17 protein-coding genes are annotated in these 18,715 nt (G+C 62.6%); 3 read left to right on the top strand and 14 right to left on the bottom strand.

What is annotated here, in order from left to right; genetic code table 11:
* Window positions 1-4: 4 nt before the first annotated feature.
* Complete coding sequence (locus tag M1L53_RS10015; protein WP_042450799.1) at window positions 5-814, bottom strand: LuxR C-terminal-related transcriptional regulator; 810 nt, start codon at window positions 812-814, stop codon at window positions 5-7.
* 178 nt (window positions 815-992) lie between these two features.
* Between M1L53_RS10015 and M1L53_RS10010 the strand changes: the two genes are divergently transcribed.
* Window positions 993-2,615, top strand: a complete 1,623-nt coding sequence (locus M1L53_RS10010; protein ID WP_042450797.1) for an AMP-binding protein — start codon at window positions 993-995, stop codon at window positions 2,613-2,615.
* A 55-nt stretch (window positions 2,616-2,670) separates the two neighbouring features.
* Here the strand turns inward: M1L53_RS10010 and M1L53_RS10005 are convergent, their stop codons facing one another.
* Genes M1L53_RS10005 through M1L53_RS09980 form a run of 6 tightly spaced genes read right to left on the bottom strand, consistent with a single transcriptional unit; the run spans window position 2,671 to window position 8,413 of the window.
* Window positions 2,671-3,456: an ABC transporter permease gene (locus M1L53_RS10005; protein WP_003942733.1), complete on the bottom strand. Its 786-nt coding sequence runs from the start codon at window positions 3,454-3,456 to the stop codon at window positions 2,671-2,673.
* Complete coding sequence (locus tag M1L53_RS10000) at window positions 3,431-4,333, bottom strand: 2-aminoethylphosphonate ABC transporter permease subunit (RefSeq protein ID WP_042924412.1); 903 nt, start codon at window positions 4,331-4,333, stop codon at window positions 3,431-3,433. The genes M1L53_RS10005 and M1L53_RS10000 overlap by 26 nt, the downstream gene beginning before the upstream one ends.
* Window positions 4,330-5,505 (bottom strand): ABC transporter ATP-binding protein, encoded by a 1,176-nt coding sequence (locus M1L53_RS09995; protein ID WP_042924411.1) that lies wholly within the window; start codon window positions 5,503-5,505, stop codon window positions 4,330-4,332. The genes M1L53_RS10000 and M1L53_RS09995 overlap by 4 nt, the downstream gene beginning before the upstream one ends.
* A 2-nt stretch (window positions 5,506-5,507) precedes the next feature.
* On the bottom strand, window positions 5,508-6,557 hold the full coding sequence (locus tag M1L53_RS09990) for a 2-aminoethylphosphonate ABC transporter substrate-binding protein (protein WP_054187752.1): 1,050 nt from the start codon (window positions 6,555-6,557) through the stop codon (window positions 5,508-5,510).
* Between the two features lie 25 nt (window positions 6,558-6,582).
* Window positions 6,583-7,260, bottom strand: a complete 678-nt coding sequence (locus tag M1L53_RS09985; protein WP_050656492.1) for a phosphonatase-like hydrolase — start codon at window positions 7,258-7,260, stop codon at window positions 6,583-6,585.
* Between the two features lie 25 nt (window positions 7,261-7,285).
* A complete protein-coding gene (locus M1L53_RS09980) occupies window positions 7,286-8,413 on the bottom strand; it encodes a TIGR03364 family FAD-dependent oxidoreductase (protein WP_054187751.1) in 1,128 nt (375 codons plus the stop codon).
* Window positions 8,414-8,509: 96 nt separating this feature from the next.
* Between M1L53_RS09980 and M1L53_RS09975 the strand changes: the two genes are divergently transcribed.
* Together M1L53_RS09975 and M1L53_RS09970 are read left to right on the top strand one after the other, a co-directional pair.
* Entirely contained in the window at window positions 8,510-9,253 is a 744-nt protein-coding gene (locus tag M1L53_RS09975) for a GntR family transcriptional regulator (protein ID WP_007734901.1), read from the top strand.
* Window positions 9,254-9,355: 102 nt separating this feature from the next.
* Window positions 9,356-10,198 carry an SDR family oxidoreductase gene (locus M1L53_RS09970; protein ID WP_007734902.1) on the top strand — a complete coding sequence of 281 codons (843 nt, stop codon included), beginning with the start codon at window positions 9,356-9,358 and terminating at the stop codon, window positions 10,196-10,198.
* A 23-nt stretch (window positions 10,199-10,221) separates the two neighbouring features.
* Here the strand turns inward: M1L53_RS09970 and M1L53_RS09965 are convergent, their stop codons facing one another.
* The 7 genes from M1L53_RS09965 to M1L53_RS09935 form a co-directional block, all read right to left on the bottom strand.
* Window positions 10,222-11,349 (bottom strand): NAD(P)/FAD-dependent oxidoreductase, encoded by a 1,128-nt coding sequence (locus M1L53_RS09965; RefSeq protein ID WP_007734905.1) that lies wholly within the window; start codon window positions 11,347-11,349, stop codon window positions 10,222-10,224.
* 9 nt (window positions 11,350-11,358) lie between these two features.
* Window positions 11,359-12,045 carry a TetR/AcrR family transcriptional regulator C-terminal domain-containing protein gene (locus M1L53_RS09960; protein ID WP_039973466.1) on the bottom strand — a complete coding sequence of 229 codons (687 nt, stop codon included), beginning with the start codon at window positions 12,043-12,045 and terminating at the stop codon, window positions 11,359-11,361.
* A gap of 306 nt (window positions 12,046-12,351) precedes the next feature.
* A complete protein-coding gene (locus tag M1L53_RS09955; protein WP_054187750.1) occupies window positions 12,352-13,497 on the bottom strand; it encodes a serine hydrolase in 1,146 nt (381 codons plus the stop codon).
* 126 nt (window positions 13,498-13,623) lie between these two features.
* Window positions 13,624-14,529 (bottom strand): hypothetical protein, encoded by a 906-nt coding sequence (locus M1L53_RS09950; RefSeq protein ID WP_232319037.1) that lies wholly within the window; start codon window positions 14,527-14,529, stop codon window positions 13,624-13,626.
* 126 nt (window positions 14,530-14,655) lie between these two features.
* Window positions 14,656-16,014 (bottom strand): L-serine ammonia-lyase, encoded by a 1,359-nt coding sequence (locus M1L53_RS09945; RefSeq protein ID WP_007734915.1) that lies wholly within the window; start codon window positions 16,012-16,014, stop codon window positions 14,656-14,658.
* Entirely contained in the window at window positions 16,011-17,225 is a 1,215-nt protein-coding gene (locus tag M1L53_RS09940; protein WP_054187749.1) for an amidohydrolase, read from the bottom strand. Before M1L53_RS09940 ends, M1L53_RS09945 begins: the two co-directional genes overlap by 4 nt.
* Window positions 17,226-17,309: 84 nt before the next feature.
* The gene (locus M1L53_RS09935) at window positions 17,310-18,653 is read right to left on the bottom strand and encodes a DUF3100 domain-containing protein (protein ID WP_054187748.1); all 1,344 of its coding nucleotides are present in this window, start codon (window positions 18,651-18,653) and stop codon (window positions 17,310-17,312) included.
* Between the last annotated feature and the right edge of the window lie 62 nt (window positions 18,654-18,715).

Genomic DNA, 18,715 nt, shown 5'->3' with positions numbered 1-18,715 from the left:
CCCGTCAGGGGAGCAGTCCCAACCTCCGGGCGGTCACCACGGCTTCGTGGCGTGAGCTCGCGTCCAGCTTTCCCATCGCGCTTCGCAGATAGCTCTTGACTGTTTCCGGGCGAAGGGAAAGCCGTTGGCCGGCTTCGATGTTGGTGCAGCCGAGTGCGACCTGAGAGAGAACGTCCACTTCACGCGGGGTGAGCGTGACGTCGGATTCGGCGTCGGCGGTAGGACGCAGCAGGTTGGCCAAACGCTGGGAGAGTCCGCGGAGTTTGGTCTGCAAGTCGGTGTCGGTGACGGTCTGGGCGACACTGCGTAGTTCGGCGTGGACTCCGCGGATCTCTTCCGAAGACATACCGTCGGCGGTAGTCGCGGCGGCGGCCTGCAGTAGTTGCAGGCGACGATCGACTTCGTCGCGGATGGCGAACTCCATCCCGAGACGCCGGGATGCGCCGACCATGACGTCTGCTGTTCGGTCACCCAACGGAGCGGAATCGCGGATCGCGGCGTAGAGCACAGCGCGCGATTTTCCCGAAACCATGACCGGAACGGCGATGATCGAATGCAGGCCCTCGCTGAGAACAGGACGGTCGAAGTGATGAGTGATGGACTGCGAATTGCCGTAATCGTTGACGGTGATCGGTGAACCCTGGGCTACGACGCGTCCGCCCATGCCCGAGCGCGGCGGGATGGCCAAGCCCTTGAGGTTGTTGGTGCGGGTGCCGACGAATTCGCTCAGGTGCAGGGTTCCGTCCTGGACCTCGCCTCCGAACAGCACGGGAACAACGCCCTGAGCTGCGATTGTTCGGAGTTCACCTCGCATTGCGTCCCCGTCGCGGGGGCGCAGAAGTGACGAAGCATGTCGGTTCACGCAGGTACCCCTTTCTGGGGGTAGTGAAGTTCTCTTGTGAGCTAGATCATAGGGGGTGAACAGTACGTATGACGAGCCGCCAACGTAACCGGTCGGGCCAACCATACGACGATCGATAAGGAGCAAGTTGATGAGCACCGATCCCACCGCACGGGTGCGCGAGCTGCTGGACCAGTACGACACCCCGCATGCCAGCGCCGCAGAATTGCTCTGCGATCGGCATCCCGCGGATGGCGTTGCATTCACCGTCGTCGAGGCAGACCTTAGCTCGGTGGACCTCACTTACGGTCATCTACGTGAGCAGTCGGCGCGTTTCGCGGCAGCTCTGGCCGACCTCGGAGTCGAGCCGGGTGACAACGTCGCGACCTTGATGGGTAAGTCTGCGGACCTGGTGGTCGCGCTCCTCGGAATCTGGCGCCGCGGAGCAGTCCACGTGCCCTTGTTCACGGCGTTCGCTTCGCCGGCCATCGCTTTCCGCTTGACGGCCAGCGGCGCGAAGGTGGTCATTTCCGACGCCAATCAGCTCGAGAAGCTCGCGCCGGGAGAGGACATCCCCGCCGACGCAGCGTGGCAGGTCATCGTCGCGGGCGGCGCGGCCGGTGACGAGTTGGACTTCGACGCACTTGTCGCAGCTCAGGATGCCGAAGACGCGAAGGGCGCTGCTCAGGCAGTCGGCGGCAACGCACCGATGGTGCAGTTGTTCACCAGTGGCACCACGGGAACACCCAAGGGCGTGCCGGTTCCGGTGCGCGCGCTCGCCTCGTTCCACGCCTACCAGGAGTTCGGCCTCGACGTCCGAGAGGACGACGTGTTCTGGAACGCCGCAGACCCGGGCTGGGCGTACGGGCTGTACTACGCGTTGCTCGGCCCGCTTGCCGCCGGCACGCGAAGCCTTCTGCTGCACGCCGGATTCTCCGCGCCGCTGACGTGGCAGATCATCGAGAAGTTCGGTGTCACCAATTTTGCCGCCGCTCCGACCGTCTACCGCAGTCTGCGTGCCGACAAGGCTCCCGTTCCGGAAGGCATCTCGCTGCGCCGCGCTTCCTCGGCCGGTGAGCCCTTGACTCCGGATGTTGTTGCGTGGTCGAAGAACTCGTTGGGCGTCGAGGTCCGTGATCACTACGGCCAGACCGAGCACGGCATGTTCATCGTCAACGCCTGGGCCGACGGACTTCGCGACGATGTCCGTCCCGGATCCATGGGCCGTCCGTTGCCGGGTTGGTCTGCCGCTGTGCTGGAAGACAATTCGGATGACATTGCACCGGCCCGCACTCAGGGACGCGTGGCGATCGATACTCACAACAGCCCGTTGATGTGGTTCACCGGGTACGTCGATGCGCCGGAGAAGACGAAGCAGCGATTCAGCGAAGACGGCCGCTGGTACATCACCGGTGATGCGGGAATGACGGACGAGGACGGATTCTTCTTCTTCTCCTCGCGCGACGACGACGTCATCATCATGGCGGGCTACCGCATCGGTCCCTTCGACGTCGAGAGCGTGCTGGTCATGCACGAGCACGTCATCGAGGCCGCCGTGGTGGGCATGCCCGACGAGTTGCGTGGTGAGGTTCTCGAGGCGTTCGTCGTTCTTCGCGAAGGTGTCGACGGTGACGACGAACTCGAGAAGGAACTGCAAACCCTGGTGAAGAAGAAGTTTGCAGCGCACGCATACCCGCGCACAGTGCACTTTGTTCCGAACCTGCCCAAGACCCCGAGTGGCAAGGTTCAGCGGTACATCCTGAGGAAGGGATAAACCCTGCTGTGCGCCTTTATTACCCCCCGGCGTTTAATAAAGGCGCACAGCAAGGTCAGCGCCGACGAATTCTGCCGACCACCATGAGGGCGACCAGGGTGACTGCAAGCAGCAGTGTCGTATTTGCTGCGGCAAGAAATACCTGGCCACGGTCGGTGAGTCCGAAGATGCTGACCGGCAAGGTCTTCCATGTCGCCGGGTAGACCATGACCGTTGCGCCCAGCTCACCCATCGACAGTGCGATGGAAAGCCCGGCGGCCGCACCCAACGCTGGGAGCAGCAGCGGTAGCGTTACCCGTGTCAGCACCCGCACCGGGCCGGCGCCGAGTGATTCGGCAGCTTGACGGTAGGCGGGATCGAGCCGTTCGAGCGCGGCCGATACGGAACTGAAGGCAAAGGCGAGCACCAAAACCGTGTGAGCGAGAATCACGATCCACTTGGTGCCGCCGAGCAGTAGCGGGCGCTCGTTGAAAGTGATGAGCAGACCCAAGCCGATCGCGACCGACGGAACCGCAATCGGTAAATGGAATACGGCATCGGTGATGCGCCGCAGCCACATCGGTGCCTCACGCGAGGCCAGCGCGGCCCACGTTCCGACGATCAAAGCCAATGCCCCCGCGATGAATGCAGTCTGCAAACTGACGATCAGGCTGGCGAAGTTCTCGTCGGACAGCGCCGTGGAGAAGTTCTTGCCGCCGAGATTCGACGGGAGTGGACCGGTCCACGATCCGGCCAAGGCAGCCGCGACGACGGTGGCGATGGGCGCGACGAAAACCACCGCGACGACCAGGGTGAAGAATCCGAGTACGAGGGCCCTAGAGCTTCGTGTCCACAGCAGCACGGCTGCCTCCCATCAATCTGTTGAAGGTGAATCGGTAGAGGCAGTACAGGCCGAGTGAGAGTGCGACCTGGACCGTCGCGATCACTGCTGCGCCGGGCAAGTCGAAGGTGACAATGCCGCGGGTGTAGATGAGGACCGGCAGAGTTACGACGTCTTTAGCCCCGGTGAAGAGCACGATGCCGAATTCATTCAGCGTCATCAGAAGCACGAGCGATCCACCGGCCAGGAGGGCCGGCCACGCTTCCGGCATCACCACCTGTCGCAGAACTCGGACGGGTGACGCGCCGAGACTGGCTGCCACGTCGAGTTGTTCACGCGGAATCTGGGTGAACGCTGCCAATAGCGGACGCACGACAAAGGGTGTGAAGAAAGTGATTTCGGCCGCGATCACACCGAACGGAGTGTTGAGGAAATTCAGTGGGCCGCTCGCATCGCCGGTGATGCGGACGATCAAGGCGTTGACGGCGCCGGCTGTCCCGTACAGGAACGTGAACGCCAGCGTGATCAGGAAAGACGGCAGGGCGAGCACCGTGTCGATCAATCGCCCCACCACCTTGGATCCGGCGAACGGAACGAAGGCAAGCACCAAGGCGAGGAAGGTTCCCAGGATCAGGCAACCCAGGGTCGACGCCACGGCGATTTGGATGGTCCGCCAGAGCGCGGTTCTGAACAGTTCCGAACCGAGCACCGAAGACCACGTGGACAACCCGGTGCCATCTGCGGTGCTCAGAGATTCCGTGAGGACACGTGCGGTGGGATAGACAGCAAACACGAGGACAAGAAGCAGTGGTGGCAGCGTCCAGCCGATCCGGCGCCACGGGATCGGGTCTTTGTGCTGGGGCGCAGCGGTTTCGGGGCGTTCCAGGGTTGTCGTCATGGGTGGCGATCCGCCGGAACCAGGACACTGCCGTCCGTGGGCAGGACGACGCCCACTTCGGTGTCGACCGGTCGTTCGTCGTGCCCTGGAACATCCGCGTCGACGCGGACGTCGTCGAGGCCACGTACAGCCAGCGTCAGACGCGTCGTGGAACCGCGCCAGACGCTCGAGACGATGCGCGCCGGGAATGATCCTCGTGCGCCGACACCGGTTACGGCTACCGCGTGTGGACGAACACACAGGTAGGCGTCCATGTCGGACTCCCATTCGATGTGCCCGATCTCGGGCTGCGGGGCGTGAGCAGTGAACGGCGTGCCACCGATCGAGACCAGCGCGGAGGTGCCGATGACGCGTGTGACGGTGCAGGGCAGCAGGTTGGCACCCCCGAGGAACGCCGCGGTGAAGCTGGACGGCGGACGTTTCCACAAGGCCTCAGCGGTGTCGATGTCCGCGAGTCTGGCGTTGCGCATCACTGCGATTCGGTCTGCCAGCGCCAGGGCTTCACTCTGATCGTGCGTCACATAGAGCATGGCTGTGTCAGGTAGTGCTGCGCGCAGTCTCGCCAGTTCGCCGAGCATGCTCTCGCGAAGTTGAGCATCCAAGGCGGCCAGTGGTTCGTCGAGGAGGAGTACTCCAGGGCGAATTGCCAACGCTCGGGCAATGGCGATTCGCTGCTGTTGACCGCCGGAAAGTTCACGGGGAAGCCGCTTTCCGTACGCCGACATCCCGACCATGTCGAGGGCTTCGGCCACGCGAGGGCCGATCTCCGACCGCGGCACGCGATGGGCTCGGAGTCCGAAGGCTACGTTTTCGGATACTCGCATGTGCGGGAAGAGAGCGTACGACTGAACGACGACGCCGATACCGCGTTGTGCGGGAGGCAGATTGGTGATGTCTCGGGTGCCGAGCTTGACGGAACCGGACGTGGGGCGGACAAATCCCGCGAGGGCCTTCAGAGCGGTCGACTTGCCGGATCCACTGGGCCCCAGCAGTGCCACAGTTTCACCCGGCGCCACTCGTAGATTGAAATCGACGAGTGCATGGGTTGCGGTCTTCCCGCGGCCGTAGGCGACGTTGACGCGATCGAAGGTGATGGCCGGAGCAGAATGTTCGATCGCTCCGTGAACACCGACGGTCTCGGGGAGCGTCCGCCCCAGTCTGGTTCTTGCCATGATCAGCTCCCGGTGGCTTTCTGGTAAGCGGCGATGTCGGCGTCGAGCGAGCTGAGGACGTCGTTCCAGTTCGGGGTCCACACGTTGACGCCCTGCAGAACTCCGGAAGGCGTGTTCTTGTCGGTGGATTCACCGGCAGCGCTTCGGACGTCCTCGCGGACCGATACGCCGAGTGCATCGGTGGCGACGGTCTTCTGGGATTCTTCGGAGAGCAGGAACTCCATCAACTTCTTGGCTTGTTCGCTGCTCGGTGCGCTCTTGGCGAGGCCCATTACGTAGGGCAGTGCAATGGTGGTGCGAGTGCCGTCGGCTCCAGCGGGGAAGAAGATGTCGAACTTCGATCCGTCGTCGGCGATGGAGGCGAGGTTCATCTGGACGTCACCGTTGGCGACCAGCAGCTCTCCGTTACTGACCTTGGGCTGGAGCTTTCCGGTGGAAGACGAGGGTCCGACGTTGTTGGCCTGGAGCTTTCCGAGGTAGTCGAGTGCTCCTTCCTTACCCATCAGGTGCTGGAGCAGCAAGAGCACCGCGGTGCCGTCGCCGGCCTGGCCGGGCGTGGAGTACTGCAACTTGCCCTTGAACTGGTCAGTGAGCAGATCGTCCCAAGATTGTGGGGCGGGTGATGCAGTCGGATTGGCGATGAACGAGAGGTAATTCTCGACGACGGGTACGTACTTGCCGGCGTCGTCCTTCTCGTCGGTAGGAACGGCGGAGGTGTCGATTCCGCTGGGCTCGAGCAGACCTTGGGCGTCGGCCTTCTGGATGAACGGGGGCAGCGTGATGATCACGTCTGCCTGTGGGTTGGACTGCTCCTTTTCGACGCGGGAGACGACCTCGCCGGATCCGGCTTCCACGAGGTTGACGGCGATACCGGTCTGCGCGGTGAAGGCGTCGAATCTTCCCTTGTACCAACCGGACAGGCCGTCGGCGCTGTATACGGTGACGGTCTCGGTGTCTGATCCGGCAGCAGTGCCGGTGCCACCGCAGGCAGTGGTGAACGAAAGGACGGACACGGCGAGAGCGGCCGCAGCGATGCTCGGGCGTAGACGCATGACGATTCCTTTTTCGGAGGTGAGATCAGGAGTGGGTGAGGAGTTCGGCGAACTCCGTCACGGACGGGACGATGTGGGTGGCTCCGGCGTCGCGAAGCTGTTGCTCGTCGTGTGCGCCGGTCAGAGTTCCGGCGACGATGGATGCGCCGGAACGAATGCCGCTGAGCACGTCGTTGGACGTGTCGCCGAGTACGGCGATCTGGTGGACGTCGTCGATCGAAAGTTTGAGCAGGGCAGTCAGAATCAGGTCCGGGTACGGTCGACCGCGACCGGCTTCGGCGGGGGAGAGGGTGAGATCGGCGAGGGTTTCCCAGCCGAGCGCGACGAGGAGTTTGTCCTGCGTCGATCGGCTGAACCCGGTGGTCAAGGCAACTTTGATGCCGGCCTCGCGCAAAGTGGTGATGGCTTTCTCGGCGCGGGGGATCGGCTCGGCCAGGCCCTGGTCGATGAGGGAGTCGTACGTGGTTTCGAAGGCGGCGTTCGCGGCCTGGGCGCGGTCTTCGTCACCGAAAATCGCCCGGAACACGACGATCTTCGACTGGCCCATCGTGTCGAGGACGTACTGGCGAGCGGCGTCGGCTTCCGGGCCTTCGGCGGGCAGTCCGCCGGCTTCAGCGGCGGCAGCGAAGGCGCGAAGAACCAGTCCGTCGTCGGCGACGGTGGTGCCGGCCATGTCGAGAACGGCGAGGGTGATCGGAGACATGAGAAGTCTTTCTTGTCGGAGAGATTCAGAGACCGAGCTGGTCGGCGGTTTGTTCCGCCAGTGCCGGGCCGAGCGTCATACCGCGGCCACCGGGGCCGGCAACCACCCAGACGTTGTCGGCGGCTTGTGCGCGGTGAACAAGTTGTGAGGGGTCGATGCACTGGCTGTAGACGCCCGCCCAACGCTTGACGATTGGCGGAAGATCGCGTCCCAGAAGTGTTTCCACGACTCCGGACAGATGGCGATAGGGCGCCTCGTCGACGTCGAAGTCGAAGGGCTCCTCGTATTCGTGGGTGTCGCCGATGGTCAGACCGCCGTGCAAGCGCTGCACGCACAGGAGTTGCATGCGGTGCTCCTCGGCAGTCGGTTCCTGCGGCTGTACTGTACGGAGGTGACCGAGGGCAGATCCGGCGAAACCCGGGTAGTAGCGGAAGCTGTCACCGTCAGCGATTGCGGTGGTGAGCTTTTCGCCGAGTGGGGCTGTCTGCATCATCTGCAGGCGCACACGGCGCAACGGGAGATCGCCGGCGAGATCGCGAGCCAATCCGCCGAGTGTTGCTCCGGGGCAGACGATCACGAGATCGGCGTCGAAGCTGCGACCGTGGTCGTCGCGGATGTGTGCGCCGGAGGTGGTCGTCGTGATCTCGCGGGCTTCCGTTCCGGCGTGGAAGGTGTAACGGCCGGTGGATTCGAGGTAAGAACGGATGGCGGGGAGCGCTTGCCGTGACTCGACAGCGGCGTCCAGCGTGCAGTGCAGTCCGCCGAGAAACTTGCCCCGGAGCGCGGGGTTGACGACGCGAACGGCGTCGGGATCCAGAAGCGCGAACCCTCGGTTGTCGGCGTCCGGCCGAGAGAACGCTTCCTGCGCGACCGCGACCTCCTCCTCGGTGCGCATGAGGGTGATGGAGCCGGCTGGGCGGTATCCGACGCCGGGGACACGGGCGGCAAGGTCTGCCCACAGTTCGCGCGAGCGCAGCGCAGCTTCGAGTTCGTGCGGGGCTCGCCCGGATACCCAGACGAGGCCGAAGTTCCGTACCGTGGCACCGCGGGCTTCGGGCTCACGTTCGAGATGGATGACGTCGTGTCCCCGACGGATTGCCTCGTCGGCGTGCGCCGTTCCGAGGATTCCTCCGCCCACAATCAAAATTCGCATGTAGAGATAGTGACGTTTGGTCTAGACCAATAGGGGGAATTGAGACGAACTCCAGGTTAACAATTGGTATAGACCGAATTCTTGTACGCTTGCGCCATGAATCAGCAGACGTCCACCGGGCCGGGGACCTCGAGCGTCGTGATCGAACCGGAGTTGAAGTACTACCGGGTGCGCACCGAGATCGAGACCATTCTCAGTGGGCTCGAGGAGGGCGACGCAGTCCCGTCCGAGCGGGAATTGGCGGCGCGGTTCACAGTCGCTCGCGAGACGGTCCGTCAAGCGCTTCGTGATCTTCTTGTCGAAGGGCGAATCGAGCGGCGGGGGCGGGGCACTGTCGTCGCGAGTCCGAAGTTGGTTCAGCCGCTATCGATTCGTTCCTATACCGAAGGTGCTCTGAGCGCTGGGCGAGTACCCAGTCGTAAGGTTGTGACCTTCGAACGAATGTCGGCCGACGACGGTCTCGCCACGGAATTGGGTATCGAACCAGGTGACAGCGTCGTTCACCTCGAGCGTGTTCTCTTCGCCGACGGAGAGAAGATCGGACTCGAATCAACGTTCCTGCCGGACAGCAGGTTCGGTGAGATGCTCGACGCTTTCGATGCGACGACGTCGCTGTACGCGGCTATCCGTTCCATCGGCGTGGTCTTTGCCTCCGCAACCGAACGGATCGAGACGGTGCTCGCTTCACCGCGGGAGGCAACGCTCGTCGAGTCCACCACCTCGATGCCGATGCTTCTATTGCACCGGACGTCTGTCGACCCGGATGGTGTGCCGATCGAGCGGGTTCGCTCGCTCTACCGCGGCGACCGTATTGCCTTCTTGACGACTCTTCGCGAGTAGGAGGGGCGTCGAGGGGGTCTGCTGTTACCGGGAACGATAGGCACTCCCAGGCCCGTGGAATCTGTTCTGTACTGGACTCCATCAAACGGGAGGACAGTGAACATGGGTGACAAGAAAGTCTGGTTCGTAACCGGCGCAGGCCGGGGCATGGGAGTCGACATTGCTCAGGCGGCTCTTGCCGGCGGGCACGCGGTGGTGGCAACGGGGCGTGATGCGGACCGTGTTTCTGCAGCGATCGGTGAGCATGACGACCTGTTGGTGATTGCCTTGGACATCACCGACGAACAAGCCGCACATGCTGCGGTGGACACGGCAGTTGCACGATTCGGTGGAATCGATGTGCTGGTGAACAACGCCGGAAACTTCTACGCCGGGTTCTTCGAGGTTGTCAGTCCGGCGCAACTTCGCGCTCAGATGGAGACCAACTTTTTCGGGCCGATCAATGTGACACGGGCGGTGTTGCCGGTGATGCGTAGGCAACGGGGTGGACATGTCGTGACTGTCAGTTCGCTTGCGGGCCTGGTTGGTCAGGAGTTTTGCGCAGCCTACGCCGCGTCGAAATTTGCGCTGGAGGGCTGGATGGAATCATTGCGATTCGACGTCGAACCGTACGGAATCGGGACGACGATCGTGGAGCCGGGATTCTTCCGGACCGAACTGCTTGTCGAGGGTGCGTCGTCGATCTGGCCGGAATTGTCGATAGACGACTACGACGCTCGGACTGGCAAGACCGTCGAAGCGTGGAAGAGCATGAACGGTGCCCAGGGTGGGGATCCGGTGAAACTTGCAGCGGCACTTGTAGCCCTTGTCGATTCGCCGCTACCCCCGCGTCGTTGGGTCGCCGGCGCCGATGCACTGTCCGTGGTCGAGCAGAAAGCCCACCAACTGCTCGATGAAGTCGAAGCCCACCGTGGTTTGTCTTCGTCGCTTGCCCTCGAGGCATGACGACCTGATCCGAATTCGTCAGGTCACGGTTGTGAGTTGAACATGTCCAGGAGCCCCTGGGGTGCGTTCTCGCCGAAGCACATGTCCAGACCGTCAGCCGACTGTTGTGCCGATGCGGCGCTGCGCGGGAAGAGTCGTTCTTCGTAGGCGGCAAGTCCTTCCTCCGTGCCGCTATGTGACGCGATCGCCTCGCCGAGCTCGGCGCCGTCGAGCATTGCCAGGTTCGCGCCCTCTCCGGCAAACGGCGACATGACATGCGCTGCGTCCCCGAGCAGAGTGACCCCGGGAGTACGGCTCCAACGGTGCCCGATGGGAAGAGCATGGATGGGGCGAGGGGTCAGCGAGCTGTCCGCTTCGACGATCAGTGAACGCAGTGACTCGTCCCAGTCCGAGAAGTGTTCCAGCAGAACCTTCTTCGCGATGTGATCGTCGGAGAAGTCGACACTCGCTGCCCAGCTCTCGGGAACTCGCAGGGCGGCATAGATGTGCAGACTGTTGTCGGTCTCACGGTGGGCAAGGAAGCCCTTGTCGGCACTGAGTGCGAACATCATTCCGCCGCCGACGGTTTCAGCGGCATCCACGTGCTGGTTGTCGGCGTCGTGAAGGTCGAACTCCACGAAAGATATTCCGGTGTACGCAGGAGTGTCGTTTGAAACCAGTGGACGGATTTTCGACCACGCACCGTCGGCGCCGACCAGGAGATCGGTGGTGAAGTGGGTGCCATCCGCGAGGTGAACTTCGTGTCGACCATCCGGCAACGGATGAGCACTGCGGACCTTGGCTCCCCAGTGGATTGTTTCCTTCGGAATTGAGCTGAGCAGTAGGTCACGGAGCTGGCCGCGGTCGATTTCCGGGCGGTCGCCGTCTCCGGTGTCCTGCTCGCTCAGGTGCACGACGGCATTTCGATCGAGGACGCGTGTCTCTTCCCCGCCTTGATGAACGAGGGCGCGGAACTCCTCATAGAGGCCGGCGGCACGAAGCGCGATCTGACCCGAGTCTTCGTGGATGTCGAGCATCCCGCCTTGAGTTCTGGCTGTCGGTCCGGATTCGAGATCGAATACCGCCGAATCGATTCCGCGGAGATGGAGGACTCGGGCGAGGGTGAGGCCACCGAGGCCGGCGCCGATGATTGCGATGGGGTAGTGGTTCATGGTGGGTTCCTAAGAAGTGAGTGGGGTGTTCTCGATGCCCGTGATGAGCGTGCGGAATCCCCAGGAGAGGCGCGCGGTGGGTTCACCGGCAAGTAGAGCTGTTGCATGTCTTGCGACGAGTGGGTGCGTCTGCGGGTTTGCGTTCTGGATTGCGTCGGTCAGCGCGCTCCATTGGGCATCCGCGTCGGCGGAATTGTTCGGCGCAGAGTGTTCGGCGGCAGTGGACGTCGCGTACTGCAGTAGCAAGTCCACGCCCCACGCGGCCTGACCTGGAGGGACTTCGCCTTCGTCGAGCAATGCCAGCAGGCGCTCGAGCAGGCGCACGTAGTGAACTCCGCTGGGCCGGGAAACGAGAGCCGACTGGGCGAGGCCGGGATGATCGAACAGCACGGCCGTGTACGAGGTCAACACCCGTTCAAGGCGAGCTTGCCAAGTGCCGGAGGAATTTTCGGCGAGGTCGACCACTCCGAGAAGTGTGTCCAGAACGGCGGCGTGCAATTCGGCGGTATTGCGCACGTACACGTACATCGATGCCGGCCCGGTGTCGAGTTCGAGGGCGAGTCGACGCATCGTCAATTTCTGCAAGCCCTCCGACCGCAAGATTTCCACCGCGGTACTGACGATGCTCTCGCGTGTCAGAGCGGGTTTGGCCGGACGATTGCGACGGCTCGACGGACTTGTTGGCTGAGTGGGCATGATTTCACCGTACACGAACATGTTCGTAACGAACATGTTCGTTGGATCACGCACTGAACGTCCACCGCTGTGCGGAGCCATATCGGGAGCGGTGGGTTACATGCCTGTACCGCCGGAGAGCATTGCGATCGTCAGTAGGATGCCACCCACAATCCCCACGAGCGGGCTGTCGCTGTCGAGAAGCCAGTCGTTCAACGATCCCATGAGTGCCTCTTTCGGGTTTCGATCTGTCGACGGTCGAGCCTATCGACAGATCGAAACCCGAGATGTCACTTTCGTCCGAATTGTGGATCGGACCCGAGGTGATCAGCCGTAGACGTTGCCCGGGCTGATCAACTTGGTGATCGGCACCATCAAAGCACTGGTCAGGTCGGTCTCTCCGTCGATGTCGGTGTTGATGAAGACGACCAGGGTTGTGTCCTTCTCGGGCAAGTAGACCGAGACTGTCTTGTAGCCGGGCAGGCTTCCGTTGTGACCGATCCAGCCGCCGCTGTTGAACAAACCGAGTCCGTAGCCGGAGCTGTCGTCCCCTTCGCTCAAGCTCACGGTTTGCAGGCGCTGCTTCTGAGTGGCGTCGGTCAGGAGATCGCCTTTGGCCAGCGCCGGAACCCAGATGCGCATGTCGTCCAACGACGAGATCATTGCACCCGCGGCGCCGCCCCACGACGGATTCCAGTCCGTCGCCGCGGTCACGGATTCGTCGAGCGTTTGGTTGGTGTACCCCTGAGCGTGTGGTGTCGGGAACGCGTTGGTGGTGGGAAAGCTGGTGTGCTCCATTCCGAGTGGTGTCGTGATCTTGGTGTCGATGACTTCCGACAGTTTTGAGCCGGAGACCTTTTCGATCACCATGCCCAGCAGAACAGTGTTGGTGTTCGAATAGTCGACGGTGGTCCCTGGTCGAAGTTGGAGTGGGAGGTCCTTGACGTACCCGACGAGTTCCTCCGGTGTGAAAGTTCGGCGGGGATCCGAAAGATATTCCATCACAAACTGTTCGGACGTCGTGTAGTCCACGAGGCCGCTGCGCATTCCTGCCAGGTGACGCAAGCTGATCGCATCACCTTCCATGACGCCGTCGACGTACTTGGAGATCGGATCATCGAGACCGATCTTTCCCTCGTCGACCAATTGCAGCAGGGCGGTCACGGTAAATGTTTTGGTGACGCTGCCGATCCGGTGGTAGAAGTCGGTTTCCATCGGCGCTTTGGTTGCCGTATCCGAGACTCCTGCAACCTTGACGTAGTTGCCGTCGGGCCCCCAAATGCCCACCATCGCACCGGGAATCCCGGTCGAATTCACCGCTGCGTCGACGATCGAATCGAGCTGGTCGGTGATGGTCGAGTCCATGATCTTGTCGGATGTGTCTGTGGATTTGTCCGTGCTGCAGCTGATTACAGCTCCAACCATGGCGCTGCACAGGCAGACAAGCTGGATGCGTCTTGCTCCGGTTTTCATGAGTCGAACTCTGCCCGTCCGAGGGCACTCACACATCGACCCCGGGTACGGCAGACGCAGTCCCCAGGTACCTCCTCAACCGGTACCGGGGGACTACGGAACCCTGGCCTGAACCCTTGACTTGGGTCAGAGCCCGCCGTCGAAGAACGCCGCCAGGGCCAGCGCGGGGTCTGCCGCGGTGCCCATATTTGCTACGCCGACAACGATCAATCCCAGCGTGAACAGTGCAGTGAGAAGACCTATCGACCCCGACATGAATCTCGTCCGTCGCTCGGATCGTGCCGTTCTCGCGAAGCGTGCCCACACGACCACAGTCACGGCCAGTGATATTGCTGCCGCGATCAGCGCGATCACCGCCATGGCCAAGTGATACCGCGCGAAGTCGCTGATCATCAGTTCGAGGGCGGGACTTTGCTGATTTCCGGTGCCCGTCGACTGAGCGAGCTGTTGTCGGACCTGCCCGACAGTTTCGGAGAGTGCCCCATCCGTCTGGGCCACGGGCAACATCGAGATCAGCGAAGAGAAGGGTGCAACGACACCTTGGACATTTGCCATCACGAGTACCGAGGAAAACATCGCGAGGAGCGTGACCAGCCCTCCCGCCGAGACGAATGCGAGTTTCTTTCCAGCCGTCAGAGGGCCGGCGTTCACGAACGACGCCTTGAGCATCCGGCCGAGTGCGAGCAGAACCGTCAGCAGGATTACCGCGATCACGGCCTTGGCCACGTGGTACCGCAGCCAGTAGTCGACAGCGGACTCCAAGCTCGGCGAGAAGGCTTGGACACCGGAACTCCAGTATTCGACGAACGCGGCGCGGACCGTCTCGACGAGTTCTCCCTGGTCTGCGTACCCATCACCCGGCCTACTCGTCAGCATGCCCGGGGCGAGAACGAAGGCAGCGGAGAAACCGGCGACCAACGCGATCAACGCGGCAATCTTGCGACCTGAGGACTGCGTCGAGCGCGACGGCCCCGCAGTGTTGTGCCGTGAAGAATTGTGCAGTGGGATTCCTCCAGCGTGATGAGCGATCATCTGGTCACCGTCCACAAAGTCATGTCACCGAGTGTAGAAATCGGTACACCGGACTTCATCGTTCGAGAGGATGATATTTCCGGCGACGGCGTCCGCCCGCCCTCGCCGCTGCCGTCGACATCCTCCTCAGCACTCGACGACATTGACGGCGAGCCCGCCTTCACTGGTTTCCTTGTAACGCACGGACATGTCGTTTCCGGTTTGGCGCATGGTTTCGATGACGGTATCGAGGCTCACCACATGCGTCCCGTCACCGAGGTATGCGAGCTGAGCTGCGGTGACTGCAGTCGAGGCGGCTACGGCATTTCGTTCGATGCAGGGGATTTGGACCAGGCCACCAACCGGATCGCAGGTCAGCCCCAGATGGTGTTCCATGGCAATCTCAGCTGCATTCTCGATTTGTCGTGGTGATCCGCCCATGACAGCGCACAAGCCGGCTGCCGCCATCGCGCAGGCAGCTCCGACTTCACCCTGGCACCCCGCCTCCGCACCCGAGATCGAGGCATTCGCCTTGATGATCGATCCGATTGCGGCAGCGGTGAGGAGAAAGGTTCGAACGTCGTGAACGCCGGCGCCCGTAGCGCGTATGTGGTGATAGAGCACCGCCGGCACGATGCCCGCAGCGCCGTTCGTCGGAGCCGTTACCACGCGGCCACCTGCTGCATTTTCTTCGTTGACCGCCATGGCGTAGACGGTCAGCCACTCGCGTGAGGAGGGGGCGCAGTTACGTTGTTCCAGTTGAATGTTCGCAGACCGTGCTCTTCGGCGAACTCCGAGACGCCCGGGCAATACACCTTCGGTCTGGGTGCCGCGTTCGATGCATGTGCGCATCGCGGACCAAATCGCGTCGATGCCGGTGAATGCCCGATCCTGGCCGTGCATCGCGATTTCGTCCGAGAGTGCCAACTCGGCGATAGTTACGGAGCCGCATTCCGCCAGTAGCTCTTTCGCGGTTCGATAGCGTGAGTTGATCGAATGCGCGCTTGCTTGCGTCTCCGTTCCGGCGCGCAGTACGAATCCGCCACCGATCGACAGATATGTACTCGTACAGACGATTTCGCGACCGATGAAGGCGGTCAGTGTCATCGAGTTGGGGTGCCCGTGACGGCGAACGAGCGGCTCGAACACCATGTCCTCGTGAGTGAACACAACGTGCCCGAGTGAGCCGCCGACGAGCTTCACCGATCCGCCGTCCGAGAGCTCGGCCCAACGCCCGTGAACGTCGTTCGGCTCGCACGTTTCAGGATCCAACCCACGAAGTCCCGCGATCACCGCGTCGGGAGTGCAGTGCCCTATTCCGGTGGCGGCGAGAGAGCCGTGCAGATTGCAGCGAATTCGGTCGACCGACGCGGTCAAGCCGGCGTCGGAGAGCTCGCCGACAAAAGTGCGGGCGGCTCGCATCGGACCGACCGTGTGTGAACTGGAGGGCCCGATGCCGATGGAGAAGAATTCGAGCGCGGAAACATAGACGCCGGTGGTGCTCATTCGGCGCTCGTGACGGTAGTCGCTCCTGACTCGCGCTGGGCCGCAATCGTCAGGAGGTTGGAGCGCGAGTCCCCGGTGGCGGCTCGGATCACAGTGCGTGCCATTGCAATTGCTCCGTGCAGAACAGCTTCGTCGCCCGCTGCGGAGCGGGCATCAGCGGCAAACTCGATCGTGTGAGGAACTCCGGTAACGCCGCGTAACGCGATCATCGGGTGGATCGAGGGAACCACCTTCGACACGTTGCCCATGTCTGTCGAGCCGCCGGTCAGGGGAGTTCGGGCGGCCGCGGTGCGGCCCAGGCTCGCGATCTCCTCGTCCCAGATCGTCGCCAGCACGCGATGTTGAACAAGCTCCTCGTAGCGCGGTTCGGCGCGTTCGGTCGACCAGGAGCAGTCGCTGGCCACAGCTGCGCCCTCGAAGCAGGAGAGCATACGACGCTTGGCGTCCAACAGCACGTCGAGTTCTGCGGCCCGAACTTCCGCTCGCACCAACGTCGAGGCCGGAATGATGTTTGTTGCTTCGCCGCCGTGCTCGACGTAGGCGTTCAGCCTGACGTCGGAGGGAAGTTGTTGACGGAGGAGTCCGATGGCGACCAAGGCGATCGTGGCGGCGTCGCCTGCGTTGATGCCCTTGTGTGGCGCAGCGGCCGCGTGTGCGGCTCGTCCGGTGTAGGTCACGTCGAACCGGTCGACTGCCTGCGTTCCGGTGACGGTGCAACTGACGTCTTCACCTGCAGCGCCGTGGACCATGATCGACATCGCCGCGCCCTCCCATGCGCCACGTTCGAGCAGCAAGACTTTCCCGCCGCCATGTTCTTCGGCCGGCGTACCGAGAAGGACGACGGTCAGGCCGTGTTCCTCCGCGACCTCTCCGAGCGCGACAGCTGCTCCCAGTCCGGCAGCGGCGATGACATTGTGTCCACACGCATGACCGATGTCGGGAAGGGCGTCGTACTCGGCGCAGACGACGACGCGGAAAGGGCCGGAGCCCCGCACCGCTTCGAATGCCGTCTCGAGGCCGTAGGCGGCGCGAGTAACCGTGAAGCCGGCTTCCTGCGCGGCGTCCGCCAAGAGGGCCGACGCATGATGCTCTTCGAATGCCAACTCTGGGTGAGCATGGATGGTGTGGCTGACGTCGATGAGGCGTGATGCCCACTTCTCGATCGTGCTCGAAACCGAGTCTGTGCGGGTGCGGGTGTCAGCGATGGACATGGGTATTGTTTCCTTTCAACATCTTTGGTTCTCTGTGTCTTCGGATCGCGGTGTCTTCGGTTCTCAGCGTCTTCGGGTGCAGTTCTAGTGCCAGAGGCCCAGCGCGAACTCCGCGACGACCACGGAAAGTAGGTAAGAGGCGAGGATCGCGACGATTCCGACGGGCACGATCTTCCAGCCGATCGTCTTGAGCAAGGGAAGGTCCTTGCCGAGGCTGAGACCTGCGACAGTCAAGGTGAGGGTGCAGATCGAGAGAAAGTCGACAGTCCCGACGGTGCTCGAGACGAAGTCACCGATGGGGGACCACGGTGTTGTCGCCAAGGCGCCGATGGTGATGATTGCGATCATCGCCGCGATCTTGCCGCGGGTCAGGCGGGCCACGCCGACGCCCAGGAGCAACAATCCGGTGAGGATCAAGTAACCGACGATGATCGATCGAGATACGCCACCCGCTGCGATCGAGGAGACGATGACCCCACCGACGAACAGAATCGGAACGATCGTGGTCAGCGGCACGGTGACGCTCGGCGCAACCGCTCGTGGGGCAATGTCGGCTTTCCGTTCGCTGGTCGTCTTCGAGCGCTTGGTGAGTGCGCCGTAGATTCGATCAGCAAGGGGGAGTGCGACATACATGCCGACATACACGCCGAGGAGGCCGGTGATGATGTTGGATGTGGCCGCCACGGCGAGTACCTGGTCGGCCATCTCGGGGTGCGCCGAAACGACGCTGGCGGCAGCGGCAGCCATCATCGAGCCGGATCCGACGCCGGCACCCATCGCCAACGCGAGGGGGTCGAAGATGTTGAAGGATGTAGCCAGTGACGCAATCAGGCTGATCAGCACGGCACCGAACAGAGTGCCGAAGACGTACATCGACAGGACTCCACGGTACTGGTCGGAATCGGGGCCGTAGCGTTCGCTGACCATCGCGAAGGAACCCTCGCGGTCGATGGAGAAGGTTGCTCCGACGGTGGCCGGCCCCATCCGAAGGAGTACCGCCAGCGGGAGTGCGAGAGCGATAGTGCCGAACAAGTGCCCCAATTCCTGCAGTAGCAGTGCGGGGCCCGCCTCGAACAACAATTGGATGTTCGGGCCGATGGTGAAAGACAACCTTGCACAAAGCAAGAGAACAGCCAGGCCCATGATTGCCGAGGCTGCAGCCTGAAGGTCGAGGCCGAGTGGTTTCCACTTCTGGCTCGAGACGACACCGCCGGCAATCAGTCCCCACACCATGGGCAGGATCGTGATGGCGGCAGCGCCGACGGGAATCACTGCGGGGCCGATCAGTTGCGCGCCTGCCGCAAGCCCGAGGAGCAGAGTCACCACGATCCACAGGCGTGGCGACCGCATGGCGAAAACGACTTTTTGCGTCGTGGTTTGATCGCTGACCGGAGAATCGTCATGCGAGACAGGGAATGCTTCGGTCATGTCGGTGTCTTTCTCGAGGGGGCGAACGAACGCAAGATGTAAGCGTTCTCGAGGCTCAGGAT

It is taken from the genome of Rhodococcus sp. T9N, assembly GCF_024436645.1.
Lineage (GTDB): Bacteria > Actinomycetota > Actinomycetes > Mycobacteriales > Mycobacteriaceae > Rhodococcus_F > Rhodococcus_F qingshengii.
Note: the sequence above shows the minus strand (reverse complement) of the source record. Positions and strands in the feature narration are given on the sequence as shown.